Origin of the sequence: Streptomyces sp. NPDC001380, from assembly GCF_042895785.1 — a bacterium.
Classification (GTDB): domain Bacteria; phylum Actinomycetota; class Actinomycetes; order Streptomycetales; family Streptomycetaceae; genus Peterkaempfera.
The window spans coordinates 75,537-91,498 of the sequence record NZ_JBIAWP010000007.1; the positions used below are offsets into that span (position 1 = coordinate 75,537).

At 76.3% G+C, this 15,962-nt stretch carries 13 protein-coding genes; 8 read left to right on the top strand and 5 right to left on the bottom strand.

Translation table 11 applies throughout. The features are described 5' to 3' along the window. Positions 1 to 107 precede the first annotated feature (107 nt). Positions 108 to 917: a 4'-phosphopantetheinyl transferase family protein gene (locus ACFY07_RS10930; protein WP_390868368.1), complete on the top strand. Its 810-nt coding sequence runs from the start codon at positions 108 to 110 to the stop codon at positions 915 to 917. 417 nt (positions 918 to 1,334) lie between these two features. Continuing rightward, positions 1,335 to 4,427 (top strand): BTAD domain-containing putative transcriptional regulator, encoded by a 3,093-nt coding sequence (locus tag ACFY07_RS10935; protein ID WP_390868369.1) that lies wholly within the window; start codon positions 1,335 to 1,337, stop codon positions 4,425 to 4,427. Positions 4,428 to 4,434: 7 nt separating this feature from the next. Here ACFY07_RS10935 and ACFY07_RS10940 read toward each other — a convergent pair whose 3' ends face one another. Next, complete coding sequence (locus tag ACFY07_RS10940) at positions 4,435 to 4,566, bottom strand: hypothetical protein (RefSeq protein ID WP_390868370.1); 132 nt, start codon at positions 4,564 to 4,566, stop codon at positions 4,435 to 4,437. Between the two features lie 152 nt (positions 4,567 to 4,718). On the opposite strand from ACFY07_RS10940, the gene ACFY07_RS10945 reads away from it, so the two are divergent. The 4 genes from ACFY07_RS10945 (at position 4,719) to ACFY07_RS10960 (ending at position 9,606) form a co-directional block, all read left to right on the top strand. Continuing rightward, complete coding sequence (locus ACFY07_RS10945; RefSeq protein ID WP_390868371.1) at positions 4,719 to 5,201, top strand: hypothetical protein; 483 nt, start codon at positions 4,719 to 4,721, stop codon at positions 5,199 to 5,201. After that, positions 5,202 to 6,179, top strand: coding sequence for an AfsA-related hotdog domain-containing protein (locus tag ACFY07_RS10950; RefSeq protein WP_390868372.1), 978 nt, complete (start codon positions 5,202 to 5,204; stop codon positions 6,177 to 6,179). Positions 6,180 to 6,262: 83 nt separating this feature from the next. Further along, positions 6,263 to 8,896, top strand: a complete 2,634-nt coding sequence (locus ACFY07_RS10955; RefSeq protein ID WP_390868373.1) for a BTAD domain-containing putative transcriptional regulator — start codon at positions 6,263 to 6,265, stop codon at positions 8,894 to 8,896. A 218-nt stretch (positions 8,897 to 9,114) separates the two neighbouring features. Then, a complete protein-coding gene (locus ACFY07_RS10960) occupies positions 9,115 to 9,606 on the top strand; it encodes a TetR/AcrR family transcriptional regulator (RefSeq protein WP_390868374.1) in 492 nt (163 codons plus the stop codon). Between the two features lie 198 nt (positions 9,607 to 9,804). Here ACFY07_RS10960 and ACFY07_RS10965 read toward each other — a convergent pair whose 3' ends face one another. The 3 genes from ACFY07_RS10965 to ACFY07_RS10975 all read right to left on the bottom strand — a co-directional run bounded on the left by ACFY07_RS10965 (position 9,805) and on the right by ACFY07_RS10975 (position 12,727). Next, positions 9,805 to 10,767 carry a PDR/VanB family oxidoreductase gene (locus ACFY07_RS10965; RefSeq protein WP_390868375.1) on the bottom strand — a complete coding sequence of 321 codons (963 nt, stop codon included), beginning with the start codon at positions 10,765 to 10,767 and terminating at the stop codon, positions 9,805 to 9,807. Between the two features lie 185 nt (positions 10,768 to 10,952). Beyond that, entirely contained in the window at positions 10,953 to 11,999 is a 1,047-nt protein-coding gene (locus ACFY07_RS10970; RefSeq protein ID WP_390868376.1) for a cytochrome P450, read from the bottom strand. 143 nt (positions 12,000 to 12,142) lie between these two features. Beyond that, a complete protein-coding gene (locus ACFY07_RS10975) occupies positions 12,143 to 12,727 on the bottom strand; it encodes a tryptorubin family RiPP precursor (RefSeq protein WP_390868377.1) in 585 nt (194 codons plus the stop codon). 53 nt (positions 12,728 to 12,780) lie between these two features. On the opposite strand from ACFY07_RS10975, the gene ACFY07_RS10980 reads away from it, so the two are divergent. Next, positions 12,781 to 13,512 carry a sensor domain-containing protein gene (locus tag ACFY07_RS10980; RefSeq protein ID WP_390868378.1) on the top strand — a complete coding sequence of 244 codons (732 nt, stop codon included), beginning with the start codon at positions 12,781 to 12,783 and terminating at the stop codon, positions 13,510 to 13,512. A gap of 51 nt (positions 13,513 to 13,563) precedes the next feature. Here ACFY07_RS10980 and ACFY07_RS10985 read toward each other — a convergent pair whose 3' ends face one another. Continuing rightward, on the bottom strand, positions 13,564 to 14,562 hold the full coding sequence (locus tag ACFY07_RS10985) for a TetR/AcrR family transcriptional regulator C-terminal domain-containing protein (protein WP_390868379.1): 999 nt from the start codon (positions 14,560 to 14,562) through the stop codon (positions 13,564 to 13,566). A gap of 185 nt (positions 14,563 to 14,747) precedes the next feature. Here ACFY07_RS10985 and ACFY07_RS10990 point away from each other — a divergent pair, with 185 nt between their 5' ends. Continuing rightward, the gene (locus ACFY07_RS10990; RefSeq protein ID WP_390868380.1) at positions 14,748 to 15,956 is read left to right on the top strand and encodes an FAD-dependent monooxygenase; all 1,209 of its coding nucleotides are present in this window, start codon (positions 14,748 to 14,750) and stop codon (positions 15,954 to 15,956) included. Positions 15,957 to 15,962 lie beyond the last annotated feature (6 nt).

The window sequence follows — 15,962 nt, forward strand, 5'->3', positions numbered from 1 at the left end:
ACCTTTGTGTTCGCCTAAACCCGGCACCCCCGGGAGCGCGGCGCCCCAAACGGGGCTTTAGCGCCCGCGTCCACGCTGGCCCGCATCCGCCGACCCAGGAGGTGACCGTGCACACCAGCGCCCGACGCCGAGGAGCACCGTCCGCCGGTACCGATCTGCCGTCACCCGGCCACCGTCCGCGCCGGGGCAGCGTCGAGGTGTGGGTGCTGCACGCCGCCCCGGAGCAGGTGCGCGCGGCCGCGGAACTGGCCCACGTGCTGGACCCGGGCGAGCGGGAGCGGGTCTCCCGCTGCGGGGACGAGGAGGGCCGTGCCTCGCTCCTGGCCTCCCACGTCGCCCTCCGGCTGCTCCTCGGCGCGTACCTGGGCTGCGCACCCGAGCGCGTGCCCGTCGAGCACGCCAACTGCCGCGGCTGCGGCCGGCGGCACGGCCGGCCCGTGGTGACCGCGCGGCCGCCGCTGCACTTCTCGCTCTCGCACACGGCCGGCCTGGCCGTCTGCGCCTTCGCGTCCACGCCCGTCGGCGCGGACGTCGAGACGCTGGCCTCGGTGCCGGGCACGGACCTGGTGCCGCTGCTGCACCCCGTCGAGCAGGAGGCCATCCTCGCCCTGCCGGAGCAGCACCGGGCGCGGGCGTTCCTGCACTGCTTCGTGCGCAAGGAGGCCTACCTCAAGGGCACCGGGGACGGCCTCTGGGCGGAACTGGACAGCTTCTGCGTGGGCCCCGGCCCCGCCTACGGGACGCCGGCCGGCCGGGCGGCCGACGACACGCCGGAGGACTGGTCCTTCGCCGAGATCCCGACCGCGGCCACCCACGGCGGCGCCGTGGCCCTCCACCTCCCCGGTCCCGGGGAGCGCGCCCCGCGCGTCCGCCTCCGGGAGGTGGACCTCCCTTTCTGGGCCTCGCAGCGATTCTGACCCGGAATTGCACGTTTGGGGAGTGCAGGGCGATTGATGCGGCGCGGACATCCGTGCCGAATGGAGAGGGCCGGGACGTTCTCCGTCCGGTCCCTTCTTCCGATAGGCACACCGGACATCACCCCGGCCGGAACCGGACCCCGGGCCGCCGCCCCGGAAAACGGTCCGTCCGGTGCGAAGACCGGGAGGCGCCCCGCCCCGCCGCCCCGCCGCCCCGATCGCGCAGCTCAGCGGCCGTTGCGGCCACCCCGTGCCCATCGCGGCAGGACCCGTGAATGCGGGCCCGGACAGAACCGCAATCGAACCCTCGCCCGTTCACGGTCACATGTCGGTCACACGATTGAAGCCGGTCGTGTGCGGGCTGTAGCCTTCACCCCGGCTGGCCGCGGCACACGGGGGATTCGGGAGGCGCCGCTCATGGCAGGCATCGATGGGGAATGCGCGGAGTCCGGAATCTCGCTCTGCGTACTCGGCCCACTGGAGTGCCGGTCCGCGGGCGGCAGGCTTCCTCTCGGCGGCCCGCAGCAGGAACGCCTGCTCGTGACCCTGGCGCTCGCGGTCAACCGGGTCGTCCCCGTTCCGCGCCTGGTGGACGCCGTCTGGGACGGCGAGCCCCCCGCCACCGCCGCGCACCAGATCCGGAAGATGGCGGGCGACCTGCGCCGGCGCATCCCGGACGGCCCGGAGGTGCTGCTCACCGAGGGGGCGGGCTACCGGCTCGCCCTGGGCGAGGAGCAGTTGGACCTCAGCCTGTTCCACGTCCGCCTGCGCCGGGCCCGCGAGGCCGCAGCGGCCGGACTCCGGGAGAACGCCGCCGAGCAGCTGCGGGCCGGCCTGGACCTGTGGCGCGGGCCCGTGCTCGGCGGCGCCGGCGGGCCCGTGCTGGCCGCGGCCGTCGCCGAGCTGGAGGAGCTGCGGCTCGCGGCCTGCGAGGAGCTGGCGGTCCTGCGGCTCGAGCTGGGTGCCGGTGCGGACCTGATCGGCGAGCTGCGGCGGCTGGTCGCCGAGCACCCGCTGCGCGAGCGGCTGCGCGGTCTGCTGATGCGCGCCCTCTACCGGGCCGCCCGGCAGGCCGAGGCGCTGGAGGAGTACCGCCGGATCCGCGACCTGCTGGGGGAGGAGCTGGGCATCGACCCGGGTCCCGAGCTCGAGCGCCTGCACGGCGACATCCTCCGGGCCAGTCCGGACCTGTTCGCCTCCCCGTCCCCGGTCCCTCCCGCGCCGGCGGCCCCCCTCGTCCCGGCGGCCCGCCCGGCCGTGCACAGCTCCGAGGCGCCGTGCTCGCTCCCGTACGACCTGCCCGACTTCACCGGCCGCGGGGACGAGCGGGAGCGGCTGATCGACATGGCCGCGCCCGGCGCCCGGGTGAAGATCATCTCCCTGGAGGGGATGGGCGGCTGCGGCAAGACCACCCTGGCCGTGCGCACCGCCCACGCCGTGTCCGCCCACTACCCGGACGGCCAGCTCTGGATCGACCTCGGCGGGTTCACCCCGGGGCAGCTCCCGCTCGACCCCTCCGTCGCGCTGGACGTGCTGCTGCGGACCGTGGGCGTCCCCGGCGAGCGGATCCCGGACGGCCTGCTGGCGCGGATCTCGCTGTGGCGGGTCACCACCGCCAACCGCAGGCTTCTGGTCCTCCTGGACAACGCCTGCAGCGCCGAGCAGGTGCAGCCGCTGCTCCCCGCCGCTCCCGGCTCGCTGGTGCTGATCACCAGCCGCGTCCGGCTCAGCGAGCTCGACGGCGCCCAGGTCGTCCCGGTGGACGTGATGTCCCCGGACGACAGCAGACAGCTGCTCGTCCGGGCCCTCGGCGAGGAGCGGGTGGCCGCCGAGCCGCGGGCCGTGGACGAGCTGATCGACCTCTGCGGACGCCTGCCGCTGGCCCTGCGCATCTGCGCCGGCCGGCTGGTGGACCGGCCTGGCTGGTCGCTCCAGCACATGGTGGACCGCCTCGGCACCGAGACCCGGCGGCTGCGCGAACTGCGCGGCGGCAGCCGGAGCGTCGAGGCCGGCACCAGCCTCTCCTACCTGGCCATGGGCCCCGAACTGCGCTTCACCTTCCGGATGCTGGGCTGCTTCCCCGGTTACGACTTCGACGTGCACGCGGCCGCCGCGCTCGTCGGCGTCAGCCCGGACGAGGCGGCCGACCAGCTGGAGCAGCTCGTCGACGTCAACCTGCTGCGCCAGCCCACCGAGGGCCGCTACAGCTTCCACGACCTGGTCCGCGCCTACGCCCGCTCCGTCGAGGCGGGGGCGGACGGCGCCACGGCCGGCGCTGCGGAAGGGGGCCCCGGCGCCGCGTCCCGGGCGGTGGAGCGGCTGCTCGACCACTACCACCACACCCTCAGCCGCGCCTCCGAGCGCCTCTACCCCGGCAAGGCCGCGATGGTCCGCGCGGACGGGCCGGACCCGCAGCACGCGCCGGGGCCCGACCTGCCCGACGCGGAGGCCGCCCGCGGCTGGCTGGCCCGCGAGTTCGGCAACGTGATCGCCGGCCTCCGCCAGGCGCGGAAGTCGGGACTGCACTGGCACGCGGCCGTGATGCCGCGCTACCTCAGCGAGTTCCTCCAGCTGTACGGCTACCTGGAGGAGAGCCTGGAGGTGGCCGAGATCGCCGCGCAGGCCGCCGAGGACCTGGGCGACCCGGTGGTGCTGCGGCTGGTCACCTCCAACCTGTCGGTGGCGCTGTGGAACCTGGGCCGGTTCCAGGAGGGGCTGCGCCATGCGGACCGGGCCCTGGAACTGGCCCGGGAGCTGGGCGACCCGGCGATGCAGGCGGCCTGCCTGCGCCGGATCGGCACCTTCCACAACTACCTCGGCGACTACGCCGAGGGCCTCGCCCAGCTGGACGAGGCCCTCGAGCTCACCCGGCGCAGCGGCGCGGTGCGCGAGCAGGCCGCCACCCTGGTGAGCATCAGCTCCGCCGCCGGCTACCTGGGCCGGTACCAGGATTCGGCGGACAGCGCCCGGCAGGCGATCGAGCTCTACCGGGAGCTGGGCGAGCTGCAGGGCGAGACGCTGGCGCTGGTGAACCTGGCCAACTCCCGCGTGGGATGCGGCGACCCGGACGGAGCGGTCGAGCACCTGGAAGCGGCCTGGAACCTGGCGCAGAGCCGGCGCACCCGCACCTACACGGCGCTGGTGGCGTCCCGGTTCACCCAGTTGCAGCTGCTGCGCGGCAGCCGCGGGGAGGCGAAGCGCTGGGAGGCCGTGGTCCGCGACTCCCTGTGGGCGGAGACGGGCCCGTCCATGGCGGTCCGGCTGCACAACGTCCTGGGCGCCGCGCACCACAGCCGCGGGGAGTACGCGGAGGCGCTGCACAACAGCCGGACGGCCTACAACAAGGCGCAGCGCATCGGCTACCGGATCGGCCTCGCGGAGGCCATGCAGGGGATCGCCGAGTCGGCGGAGCGCAGCGGGGGCCGGGAGCTGGCCGAGCAGATGGGCCGCCGGGCCCGGGAGCTGTTCAGCTCCATGGGTGTCCCCGTGGGGCACGTCCGCATGCGCTGACGGTCCGTCATCGGCCGACGGTGACCACCTCGGGGGACATGTGGTCGTCGGCGAGGGCGGTTCCGGCGCCGGGGAGCGAACCCCAGACGGCCAGTCCGAGGAGGATGGTGCCCAGGGCCGCGGCTGCCTTACGGATCATGTCGGATCATCCTTCTGGGGAGCGTGTTCACGGGGTGGTTCCGGACGAGCTCCATCCTTCGATCGCCTGTTCCCGTCGTGCGCCCGTGCCCGTCCGCAGGAGCGGGAACGGATCGGGACCGCAGCGGTAACGGCCCCCCGCAGACTCCAGGCATGGAATCAGCGATCCGGCTCCCCCCGCGTCACGGACGGCCTCCGCTGGTCTCCACCCGCGGCCGCGTCGAACAGGTCACCCAGACTGCCCCCGTGGGCCTCCAGCGCAGCCTGCTCACGCTCGCCGCCCGGCTCCCCGGCGTGCTCCTCGGCCCCTCGGCCCTGTGCGTGCCGGGGACCTGCGCCTACCTGCTCTCCCCGGCCCTCGCCCGCGGGCCGGCCGAGGTCTTCCTCGACGGGACCGAGTTCGGGCACGCCCACCCCTTCTACGACGGCAGCCAGCACCTGGTGCTGCCGCCCGCCCTGGCCGACGAGGTCGTCGCCACCGGCTGGGGCGTCCACGCGGAGCCCGACGGCTCCGTCCTGGTCTACGGGCCGCTCGACGACGAGCAGCTGCAGACCGTCTGGCAACTGGTCCTCGCCGCCTACCACCGCGCCGCGTCCGGCCCCCTCGAGGACGCCGACCGAGAAGGGACCCCCTAGATGCAGACCCGTCCCGCCCCGGCTTCCGGGTTCGGATACCACCTGGTCCACCGGCCCGACACGCTCGAGGGCCTGATGAACGGCAGCACCCCCGCCGTCCCCCAGCAGTTCGGCCTCTCCCTGGAACTGCCCGAGGTCCATCCGCTCTGGACCGACGGAGCCGGGCGGCACCACGACCTGCACGCCCCGACGGAGGCGCTGCGCCGCGCCGCGCTCTTCGTCGCCCACCGGTACTTCCGCGTGCCGGCCGGACGCCCCGCGGTCTTCTCCACCACCGGGATCGAGGCCGCCCCCGCCGACGCCTGGGTCCGGCCCCGCCCCCTGCGCCCCGCCCACCTCGACCTGGACCTCGACCTGAAGCCCGTCGACGTCGTCGGCGGCGTCCCCCACGGCCTGGAGTGCCGTGCCGCCCTCCAGATCGACGGCGAGGCCGCCGGCACCGCGACCGCCCGCATGGTCTTCCTGATGCCCCGCGTCTACGAGAACCACCGCGCCCGCGGCCGCAGCCTCAGCAGGGCCGGAGCCGCCCCCGACGACCGCGACCCGGCGCCCGGCGGGCGCGTCCGCCCCGCCGAGGTCGGCCGCGCCGACGCCGCCAACGTCCTCATCGGCCCCTGCGAACAGGACGACGACGGCACCCTGCACGCCCGGATCGGCGTCCCCCCCGCCCACCCGGTCTACACCGAGGGCGCCCCCGACCACGTCCCCTCGGTGGTGCTGCTGGAGGCCGGACGCCAGACCGCGCTGCTGCACGCCGCGCGCACCCGCGGCTTCGTGCCGGCCGACTGCGTCCTGGTGCGCTGGTCCGCCGACTTCCACGGCTTCGCCGAACCCGACCTCCCGCTCTACTGCACCGCGGGTTCCGGTCCCGCCGAACGCGACCGCGACGGACGCCCGCAGCTCCGCGTCGAGCTGCGCTTCACCCAGGGCGGCCGCCGCATCGCCGAGGTCGAGACGCTGGTCCTGCAGGCCTGCTGACACTCCGGGAGCCGGCCGCCCCGACCGATGAGATCCGACCGACGAGACCCGACCGACGAGACCCGACCGATGAGAAGGGCACGATGCGATACCGGGTACTGGGACCTGTGGCGATGCTGCCGCGCACCCCCACCGCAGCCAAGCTCCGCGTGCTGCTCGCCACCCTGCTGGTCCGCGCCGGCCAGGTGGTGCCCAGCGAGACCCTGGTCGACGAGCTCTGGGGCGACCGTCCCCCGCGCACCGTGACCACGACCCTCCAGGTCTACGTCTCCCAGCTGCGCACCCTGCTCGCCGAGGGCCGCGCCGTCCCGGGCGCCCGGGGCGACCTGCTGCAGACCTGCCCGCCGGGCTACCGGCTGCAGGTCGCCCCCGGCGAGCTCGACCTGACGGTCTTCGAGGAGCGCGTGCGCGACGGCCGCCGGGCCCACGACGACGGCTCCCACCAGGAGGCCGCCGAGCGGCTCCAGGAGGGCCTGGCCCAGTGGCGCGGCGCCGCCCTGTCCGGCGTCCCGCACGGCCCCGTGCTCTCCGCCGCCGCCGTGCACCTGGACGAGGCCCGGCTCGCCGCACTCGACCTGCGGATCGCCGCCGACCTGCGCTGCGGCCGGCACGTCCGACTCACGCCCGAACTCGTCGCGCTGGCCGCGGAGCACCCCTACCGCGAGTCGCTCCACGCCCACCTGATGGTCGCCCTCTACCGCTCCGAGCGGCAGTCAGACGCCCTCGCCGCCTACCGCCGGCTCCGCGGCGCCCTCGTCGACGAGCTCGGCGTCGAACCCGGCCCCGGCCTCTCCCGCCTCCACGAGCGCATCCTCCGCTCCGACCCCGCCCTCGACTGGCGGCCCGCCCCGGGGGGCAGGGCCGCCGCCCCGCAGCTGTGGCTGCCGCCCGGCGCCGCCGAACTTCTCGGCCGCGACCGGTCCACGGCCGCGGCCCTGCGCATGCTCCAGGGGGACGCCGACAACGCCCCCGCCCACATGCTCGCCGTCTCCGGCCGGGCCGGTGTCGGCAAGACCGCCTTCGCCCTCGACCTCGCCCGCCGCTGGGCCGAGCACCTGCCCGACGGCCAGCTCCTCGTCCCGCTGCGCGGTCCCGACGGCGAACCCCTCGACACCGGCGCCGCCGTCGCCGCCGTGCTCCGCAGCCTGGGCCACGAGAGCCCCCGGACGTCCTCGCCGGAGAGGGAGCTGGCGGCCCGGCTGCGCGGCAGGCGCATGCTCCTGCTGCTCGACGACGTCTCCGCCGAGCAGCAGGTGCGCCCCATCGCCGAGGCCCTCGCCGGCGGCCTGCTGCTGCTCACCAGCCGCCGCACCCTCGTCGGCCTGGACGGAGCCCGCCACCTCGTGCTCGACGTGCTCACCGTGGCCGAGTCGCTGCGGCTCCTCCTCGCCGAGGGCGGCACCGCGGCGGCCGCCGACCCCGAGGCGGCACGCGAGATCGTCCGCCTGTCCGGACGCCTGCCGCTCGCCCTGCGCGTGGCCGGAGCCACCCTCGCCGCCCGCCCCCACTGGACGGCCGCCGACCTCGCCCGCCGCCTCGCCGGCGCGGCCACCCCGCTCGACCTGCTGAGCGCCGGCGGCCTCGACGTCCGCACCGTCCTCGACGTCGGCTACCGGGAGCTGGCCTCCGCCGAACGGCGCGCCTTCCGGCTGCTCTCGCTCACCCCCGACTCCGGCTTCTCCGCCTGGACCGCGGCCGTCCTGCTGCACACCACCCCCGACCGCGCCGAGCGTTCCCTCGAACTCCTCACCGAGGCGAGGATGCTGGAGGTCGCCACCCACGAGACCGGCCACCGCTACCGCTACCACCGGCTGCTGCGCGCCCTGGCGCGGGAGCGCCTTCTCGCGGAGGAGCCGCAGGAGCAGCGGCTGGCCGCCGCCCGCCGCCTCGGCGGCGCCCTGCTGCTGCTCGCCCGCCGGGCCGGTGACCGGCTGCAGCCCGGCCGGGCCTCCCCCTGGCCGCCCCCGCCCGACACGGGGGTCCCCGCCCTCGACGCCGCGCGGATCATCGGCCCGACGCCCGCCCGCTGGTTCCAGGAGGAGGCCGACGCGCTGCTGCACGGCGTCCAGCAGGCCCACCGGGGCGAGGACTGGACCCTGGCCTGGCAGCTCGCCGACGCCGTCACCCCCTACCTGGAGGCGGCGGGCCGCTGGCAGGGGTGGCACGAGGTGCTCGCCCTCGGCCTCGACGCCGCCGAGCGCGACCGCAGCGGGGCGGCCCGCGCCCGGCTGCTGGCCTCCCGCGGCGAACTCGCCTGGCAGCGGATGCGCACGGCGGCGGCCCACGGCCACTTCGCCGAGGCCCGCGCCCTCTTCGAGCAGGACGGCGACCCGTCAGGAGTGCTCCGCTGCCTCGTCGGAGCGGGGGACGCGGCCTTGAGCGAGGGTGATGCGGAACGTGCCGCCACCAGCTACGGAGCGGCTCTGGACCGCGCCGCCCGGGCCCGCGACGCGCGTGCGGAGGCGGACGCCCGCCGGGGCCTGGCCCTGGCGGAGGTCCTGGCCGGGAGGCCGGAGGAGGCGCTGCGCACCTTCCAGGAGTTCATCGGGGCCGCCGAGCGGCTGGGGGACAACCGGTGGGTCCGCCTCGGCCAGCGCAACGCCGACCGCCTGCTGGAGCACCTGATGGACTGGTACACCCCCTCCCGCGGCCGCACCCCGCCCGCCCTGGAGGCCCGCCCGGGCGTCTGGCTCGTCCCTGCGGCGGGTGCGGCGTGACGGCGGGACCGGCCCCCGCGCACGCGGACGGACGGCAGCCGCGCGGCCGGGAGGGCGGCCCGGCGGGCGCGGGTGCCGCCGGTGCGGCCTGCGTGGAGGACGCCGGGCGCAGTGACGGGGCGGGCTGCCCCGGCGGAGCCGGGGGCGGCTTCGCCGCAGGCGGCCGCACGTCCGGTGCGGCCCGTCCCGGTGGGGGCCCGACACCGCCCCTGCGCCGGGTGCGGGAGCAGGCGCGTGCGGAGGCGGCGCGCGCCATACGGGAGGAGGCCTGGCGCCAGCTGGCCGCGCACGGCCCGGAGGCCCTGTCGCTGCGGGCCGTGGCGCGGGAGCTGGGCGTGGTCTCCTCGGCCGTGTACCGCTACTACCCGAGCCGGCGGCACCTGCTCCAGGCCTTGCTCGACGACGCCCGCTCGTCACTCCTCGCCGCCGTCGGGCCGTGCGGCACGGACAGCACCGCCGCCCTGCGCTGGCAGGGGCTGGCGCACGCCGTCCGGGACTGGGCGGAAACCCAGCCCCACGGTTTCGCGCTGCTCGCCGCGGAGCCGCCGACCCCGGGGCTGCTGGCGCTGCTGCCGGGGCCGCGTCCGCTCGTCCTCTGGTCCGTCCTGCTGGGCCTGCTCCAGGTGGACCGGCTCCCGGGGAGCCCGGGCACCTTCTTCGCGGACGCGGTGGGCCGCACCGCGGTCGACTCCCTCCTCGCCGAGCCCTGACGGGAGGCCGGCCGCCGCCCGGCCGCCGCCCGGCGGCCCGGCCCGCCCCCGTCCGCCGGGTCCGCCCCTCCTGTGCGGTTCCCCTCCGGCGGGGTGGCGGAACGGCGGGGTGGCGGAACGGGGGACTGGAGGGGCCGGGGGGGGCAGCCGGAGGCCCCGGCCCGCGCCCGGTGGGGGCCGGGGGCCGGGGCCACCGGGTCAGAGGTCCAGCACCAGGTGCGGCGTCCGCGAGCGCGAGACGCAGATCATCATCGTTTCCGCGGTCTCCCGCTCCGCGTCCGACAGGACCGCGTCCCGGTGGTCCGGCTCCCCGGCGAGCACCCGTGTCTCGCAGCTGCCGCAGGTGCCCTCCCGGCAGGAGAAGGACGCCTCCGCGAAGCCGGCGTCCTCCAGCGCGTCGAGGATGCTGAGGCCGTCCGGCACCTTCGCGCTGAGCCCGCTGCGGGCCAGCTCCACGTCGAACCCGGCCCCCTCCGCCGACACCTCGGCCCGGAAGCGCTCGGTCCGGAGCCGCCCCTCGGGCCAGCCGGCACAGCGTGCGGCGACCGCGTCCACCATCCGCTCGGGCCCGCAGCAGTACACCGTCCGCCCGCAGGACTCCGCCTCGGCCAGCACCGCGTCCAGATCGGGACGGCCGGCCTCCCGCTTCGGCGCCACGACCACCCGCTCCCCGGGGAACCGGGACGCCAGCTCCTCCCGGAACGCCATGGCGGCCAGGGAGCGCCCGGCGTAGACGAGCCGCCAGTCCACCCCGGCGGCCTCGGCGGCCGCGACCATCGGCAGCAGCGGCGTGATGCCGATCCCGCCGGCCAGGAAGAGGCACCGCTCCGCCGCCACGAAGGGGAAGCGGTTGCGCGGCAGGCCCACCCCCACCCGCGCCCCGGGGACCGCCAGCTCGTCGTGCACGTGGGCGGACCCGCCCCGGCCCGCCGGCTCCCGGAGGACCGCCACCTGGTAGCGGTAGGGGTCCGCCGGGTCGCCGCACAGCGAGTACGGGCGCACCAGTCCGTTGCCCAGGTGCAGGTCCACGTGCGCGCCCGGCGTCCACGGCGCGAGCGCTCCGCCGTCCGCGTCGGCCAGGGTCAGCCGCACCACACCGTCCGCCACCGTGTCCGCCGCTGTCACCAGCAGTTCGCCGACGACTCCAGCCGAGTCCGCCATCGACCCTCCACCGCCCCTTCCCGTCGTGCCCGTCCGGCCCGTCGTACCTGTCCGTCCGGGGCAGCCCACCATCCGCCCCTTAAGCGCGGCCAGAGCCCCGCGGCGGGCGGGGCCGGCACGGGCGGTCCCCGGAAGGACTGCGGCGGGACTGCGGCTGGGCTGCGGCGGCCGGCGGCCCGGCCGCCTCAGGAGCGCGGCACCATCCGGACCCCGACGACGCTCATCAGGCCGGCGAGGGGCACGCGGGCTGTGGTCTGCCGCGGGTCCGGGGCGAGTCCGTTGTGCCGGGCGGTGTCGAGGAGGCGCTCGGCGAGCGGCATGACCATGTGGCGGCCCCAGCAGCGCTCGTTGGCGTGGCCGAAGGGCAGGTAGCCCGGGGTGTCGTCGGGGTCGAGGTGGTTCCACCGCTCGGGGCGGAACTCCAGCGGGGCGTCCCAGACGGCGGGGTCACGGTGGCTCAGCAGCGGCAGCATCAGCACGTCGTCCCCGGCGCCGATCCGCCCGTCCAGGGCGTGGAACTCGGGGGAGGCCACCCGGAGCAGGTTCCAGGAGACCGGGAGCAGCCGGAGCGACTCGTGGATGATGTGCCGGTTGGGCACGTCGTCGGCGAAGGGGGCGCCGAGCCACAGCGCGTTCGCGACGAGGGCGGAGACGGTGAAGCAGACCGGAGCCGCCGCCCGCCGGTACATGCCCATGGCGTGGCGGCGTTCCCCGTACGCCGGGGCCGCGGTGGCGGCGGCGAGGCGGGATGCCGGGCGTCCGGTGCCGCGGTGCCGGGGCAGGGCCGCGCCACCGGCGATGACGGCCCAGGTCAGTTTGGGCGTCCACTCCAGCCTGCGGTCCACCAGGACCTTCAGCCGGTACGGGTCGGACCCGAAGACCAGGTCCCGGAGATGGTTGTGCGCGACGTGCGGCCACTCGCCCGACAGGTCGGCCGAGAGGTCCACCGGGGTCTGCAGGGCGGCGCGGACGTCCTGGCCGACCGCGCGCATGACCGCGGACGCCTCGGTCCTGGGAATGGCCCTGCCCTGGAGCGGTTTGAACGTGGGACGTTCGAAGTCGTTGGCGGGACGGGCCGCGAGGATCTCGTCGATCAGCGTCGGAGAGGCGACTCCCACGGTTCCGGGATCCAGTCGGAAGACATCCTCGCCGAGGTGGTCGCGGAGGAGCGCGTCGATCCGCGGGGCGAAGGCCGTCGCGCGGCGCCCCGGGGCTGTGACGGAAGCGTGCATGGGATCTCCAGGAGCGGGCGGCGCGCCCGGCGGGCCTTCGGGGGCCCCGCCGGACGCGCCGGAGAGCGGAATGCCGGGAGGCCGCGGCCGCCTTTCCCGCAGGGGATTCGACGACCCCGCGCTTCCGGCGAACCGCCCGCCTTCTAGTACCAGATGTACCAGGCGTACGCCTTCAGGCTCTTCTCGCCCGAGAGCTTCTTCTTGAGGGAACCGACGAGCTTCATGAATTTCCTCCTGCGGTCGTCGCGGATGACGGAAATGCTCGGCGAGCCTTGCGGGAATTGTTTTCCGATTCTTCCGGTACTTCGCTTCCCCTCGCCGCGACGAGTGAATCCCAGGGGGTCCCACGCGTCAATGGTGATGCACGTCACACGACAGAGCGGTGTCGTCCCGCCCCGATTTCGCGCGGGGTGTTCCGCCGCAAAAGCGAACATGCGGGAGGCGGGGTGCGGATCATGTATCCGGTGGGAAAAGCGGTGGAAACGGATGGCGTCCTGCCTGATTCTCCGCGCCCGGATGCACTTTAGTGCAGAGTGCGGATCCCGCGCGGCCGAGGCCCGGATTCCGTCCGCGTCCGCGGGTCCGGCCCGGGCCTCCCCGCGTGCCGGTCCGGCCCGGCCCGCGCGGATCCGCCCGGGTGCGGTGCCCGCGGGGACGCCGGGGTGGGGGCAGCCCCACCCCGCACCGGGCGGCCCGCCGGATTCCGGGGGAGGGGTCCGGCGGGACATCGTGGGGGAGCCGGCCGCGAGGGAGCCGGAACCCCGGAGGAACGAGGACCGAGATGAGCACCAGCACCCCGCTGTCCGGCGAGTACGGCCACCGCGCCGGCCGCGGCGTCCACGGGCGGACCGCGTCCGGCGCCGCCCGGCGGCCGCCCTTCTGGCTGGCGCCGGTGTCGGGTGCCGCCTACCGCGAGATCGGCCACGCCCTGTCGTCGCTGCCCGTCGCCGTCGCGGGCTTCTGCTTCGCCGTCACGCTCCTCTCCGCCGGCGCGTCCCTGATCGTCACCGTGGTCGGGCTGCCGGTGCTGGCCGCGCTGACGGCGGGCGCGCGGGGCCTCGGCGCACTGGAGCGCGCGCGGGCCCGGAGCATGCTCGGGCTCGACGCCGCCGCCCCGCCGCCCGTCCGGCCGCGACGCCCCGGGTTCTGGGGCCTCGTCACCGCCCGGCTGGCCGACGCCGCGGGCTGGAGGGCGGTGCTGTACCAGGTGGTGATGCTCCCCTGGGCGATCCTCGCCTCCACCGTCTCGCTGACGTTCCTGGTCACCGGCTGGGTGCTCGCGCTCTACCCCGCCTACCACTGGGCCCTCGCCCGCTGGACGCCCTGGCCGGGCTACCGCCTCTTCGAGTACACCCGGAACGGCAGGCACCACGAGTACGTCCTCGCCTCGTCCGCCCAGATCACCGGGACCTGCCTGCTCGGCGTGGCCCTGGTCCTGCTCACCCCCGTGCTGGTGCGGGGCCTGGCGAACGTCTCGCGCCTGGCGGTCCGGAGCCTGCTCGGCGGGCGGTGACCGGGCGGCGGGCGGCCCGGGGCGCGCGCCGCCGGTTCCGCGGGCGCCGGGTCAGGGCGTCTCGCCGAGGAGCACGGCGATGCCGTCGAGGAGGCGCTGCAGGCCGAACTCGAAGAGGACGTCCAGGTCGAGCTCGTACCCGGCCGCGGTGAGCCGTCCGAGGGCGGGGAAGCGGCCGGTGGCCAGGAGCGCCCCGAGCGCCGGCCCCTGGGTCTCCAGCCACTCCTCGACGTCCAGGCCGCTGAGCGCCTCCGCCTCCGTCTCCGCCTCGACGTTGACCGCGGTGCCGCGCACGTAGTTGACCAGCGTGAGGTGGGCGGTCATGACCGTGGGGAGGTCGAGGCCGCGGCCCTCCAGGGCCGCCAGGGCCCACTCGGTGAAGGGCAGCGCACCGGGTACCGGCTGGGGCCGGGTCAGGGACAGGGCCGGGGCGAGCCACGGGTGGCGGCGGAACATGCCCCACAGCAGCCGGGCGGCGACCGTGAGCCGCTCCCGCCAGCCCTCCGGCGGGTCGGCGGGGAGCGGCTGCTCGGAGAAGGCCGCGTCCATCATCTGCAGGAGCAGGTCGTCCTTGTCGGCCACGTGCCGGTAGAGCGCCATGGTGGAGACGCCCAGCTCGGCGGCGACCCGGCGCATCGAGACCGCGGCCAGCCCCTCCGCGTCGGCGACCGCGACGGCGGTGGTGACGACCCGTCCGGGCGTGAGCGCCCCGTCGGTGGCGCTCCTGCGGCGGGCGCGTGCCGCGGGGGCGGGGCGCGGTCCGGCCTGTCGGGCGTCCCGGACCGGCCGGCCCGCGCCCGCGCCCGCGTCGGCGCCCGCGTCGACGTCGGCGACGACGGTGCCGACGCCCGGGACCGCCCGGACCAGGCCCTCGCGGCGCAGTTCGGTGAGCGCCCTGGTGGCGGTGGCCATCGCCACGCCCCACTCGCGGGTGATCTCCCGGGTCGAGGGCACCCGGTCCCCGGGGGCCAGCTCGCCCGCCGCGATCCGCCGCCGCAGCTCCGCGGCGATCCGGCCGGAGCGCGGCGCCTCCGTCCCGTCCACGGGCATCCCCTCCGCACTAGTGCACTCCGGGCCGCACCACCCTAGCCGTCACGCTGCCGCGACGCCCCGCGCCGGGGCCCGCACCAGGGCCTCCGCGCCCCAGTGCACTAGTGCGCTGAGGACGAAGTGCCCTTTCCTTCACGGCTTTTCGGGGCTTGATGCAGTGGAGTGTACGCTGTACATTCCGCGTCATGGAGAACACGGACATCCTCATCTCCGGCGGCGGCATCGCCGGGAACGCCCTGGCCCACTGGCTCTGCCGGGCCGGCTTCACGCCCACCGTCGTCGAGCGCGCCCCCGGCCCCCGGCCGGGCGGCCAGACCGTCGACCTGCGCGGCGCCGGCCGCACCGTGGTCGAGCGGATGGGCCTGCTGGACCGGGCGAAGGCCCTCTCCGTCGACCAGCGCGGCATCGCGATGGTCGACGTCCGCGGCCGCGTCGCCGCCCGGATGCCGGTGGACGCCTTCGACGGTGAGGGCATCGTCTCCGAGGTCGAGATCCTCCGCGACGACCTCGCGAACCTGCTCCACGAGGCCGCCCTGCCGGGCACCCGGTACCTCTTCGACGACACCGTGACCGGGCTCACCGAGGACGCCGACGGCGTCACCGCCGTCTTCGAGAAGGCCGGTCCGCGCCGCTTCGGGCTCGTCGTGGGCGCGGACGGGCTGCACTCCGCGGTGCGCGCCCTGGCCTTCGGTCCGGAGGAGGAGTGCGTCCGGCCCCTGGGCCTGTACACCGCCTGGTTCACCGTCGCCGAGGACATGGGCCTCGACGGCTGGTTCCTCATGCACAACGCGCCCGGCGGGCTCGTGGCCTCGGCCCGCCCCGGCCGCCTGCCCGGCGAGACCAAGGCGGGGCTCAGCTTCCGGTCGGCGCCGCTCGCCCTCGACCGCCGCGACACCGCGGCCCAGCGGGACCTGCTGGCCCGGCGCTTCGCCGGTGCCGGGTGGGAGGTCCCGCGCCTCCTGCGGGCCATGCGCGAGGCGCCCGACTTCTCCTTCGACTCCGTGGGCCAGGTGCACCTCGACCGCTGGTCGCGCGGGCGGACCGTGCTGCTCGGCGACGCCGGGTACTGCCCGACGCCGCTCACGGGCCTGGGGACCAGCCTCGCCCTGGTCGGCGCCTACGTCCTGGCCGGCGAGCTCGCCGCCGCCGGGGGCGACCACCGTGCCGCCTTCGCGGCCTACGACCGCCTCATGCGCCCCTACGTCGCCCAGGCGCAGCAGCTGCCGCCCGGGGGCGCCTCCGGGTACGCCCCCTCCGGCGCCCTGGCCATCCGGCTGCGGAACGCCTCGATGCGCGCGATGAACCGCCGGCCGCTGCGGAACCTGCTCGCCGCGCAGTTCGCCAAGGCCAGGGACATCGACCTGCCCGACTACGCCCTCGCGGCCGTGCCGTAGGGCGCC